This window comes from Bacillus sp. FG16 (assembly GCF_057809515.1).
In genome coordinates, this window is record NZ_JBMDKC010000225.1 from 1 (window position 1) to 1,753 (window position 1,753).

Sequence of the window (1,753 nt, forward strand, 5' to 3'; positions counted from 1 at the left end):
TTAGTTCAAATGAACAAAAGTTAATATTGTGTCTATCCTTAAGTTGATGGGCATGTGTGAATACCCCAATATAGTCAAATTCAACTTCGGGATGTGTTGCAAGTGGAACGATGGAAGACGATAGGCGATATAGCGGGATTTCATGCGCTATATTGTAATGAAGGATACGTATTGTGTGCTCTAAATTTTGCCTTATAACATGGTACAGTTTGTCTTCTCGCTCTTGTTTACTGAGTTTTTTAAAGCTTGTAAACGTCATTGTTTTGGCAGGAGAACAGTCCCAGAGTGCCATTGCATGTGAGACATATCCAAATCGCATAATCATATGAGATACACCTCTTTTATTCATTGTCTTTCCTATAAAAAGAAAGCAAACATTGTTCCAATCCATTCCTTTCCTCTATCGATAAGAGAAGGTGGGTTTACATCGCTATAGGAAAGTACGGATGCATTCTCTAAATCTTCATGGAATTTATTTTTTACTGTTTGAATGAAATGTTTATTATATAACAGGCAGTTTATTTCATGGTTAATATATAAACTTCTCATATCAAAGTTTGCTGTTCCGATATCACAAATATCATCATCCACTATAATAATTTTGGCGTGAAAAAAACCTTGTTGAAATGCGTAAATATTGCAACCAGCCTGTATTAATTTTCGGCAGTACGGGAATTTTGCTTCTCGAACGAGAGGGTGATCAGCTTTTTCTGGAACGAGAATTGTGATTTGAACCCCTCTTTCTCTTGCTTTTAATAAGGCATCCATAATTTTTTTCCCTGGAATGAAATATGGTGTACCGATAAAGATTTCTTTTTTCGCCTCTCTAATTAAATGTAAAAAAGTATGCTGTAAATAAGCACCATCAGTCGGAATAAATTGATGTAGGATGGTACCTTTGTGTTGTTTTGGAAAATAGAGCGAAGCATTCAATAAATTCTGTTTCGTATCATCAAACCAGTCATGCAAAAATTGCTTTTGTAAATCTTGAACCCCTTCTCCTGTAAGACGTAAATGATAGTCTCGCCATAATCCTAAATTTTCATTATGCCCTAGATATTCTTCGCCGATATTAAATCCCCCGATATAACCGGTTTTCCCATCAATCACTGTAATTTTTCTATGATTTCTTTGATTGGCAGAAAAGAAAGGAAGAGGAAACTTTACCTTATGACAAAATGAAAAAGATACACCATGTTTTTGCAGGGAGCGAATAGATTCGTTTGATAAATAATGGCTGCCAAATCGATCAAGTAAAAGTCGTACTTCAATTCCTTCCTGAGCCTTATCAATCAGCAACTTTAAAAATTCACGACTGATTTTATCGTTTTTTACAATGAAGAATAAAATATGAATGTGGTGCTGTGCTTGTTTTATATCAGTAAATAAGGCATCGTACAAATCTTTCCCGTATGTATAAAGGTGAAAATCACTTTGACGTAAAGGGAAAGTGCGAGAGCTTACCCGTTTTAAATGAAGAAATCTCCCGTATGAAAGGTCAATTGTAATCCAAAGAGCAATGGATATTAACAAAAGAGATAAGTAGAGCATCAGTGAATTCCCTCCTTCGCATTCTTTTCACCTTCAGTGTGTTACAAATGATACGGGTAGCACGGCTGTCATTATAAATTTCATCAGATGATAGTATGTTGCACTGATTAAAGTTTCACTTTACCCCGCTTTAACGGGCAGTAAGCTTCCTACTTCAAAAATTGATGAATAAGCAGAAGTTAGTTTGGAAATCAACTGCCCG

2 protein-coding genes are annotated in these 1,753 nt (G+C 35.4%); both read right to left on the reverse strand.

The window, feature by feature from the left end; all coding sequences use genetic code 11:
• Positions 1–325: hypothetical protein (locus ACODS7_RS31775; protein WP_488828550.1), on the reverse strand; the 325-nt coding region annotated here is incomplete at its 3' end.
• A gap of 32 nt (positions 326–357) precedes the next feature.
• Positions 358–1,551: a cardiolipin synthase gene (cls, locus tag ACODS7_RS31780; protein ID WP_016079634.1), complete on the reverse strand. Its 1,194-nt coding sequence runs from the start codon at positions 1,549–1,551 to the stop codon at positions 358–360.
• Between the last annotated feature and the right edge of the window lie 202 nt (positions 1,552–1,753).

Coding starts and splice junctions, on each gene's coding strand:
- cls (WP_016079634.1), bottom strand. CDS start 1,551: ATGCTCTACTTATCTCTTTTGTTAATATCCATTGCTCTTTGGATTACA.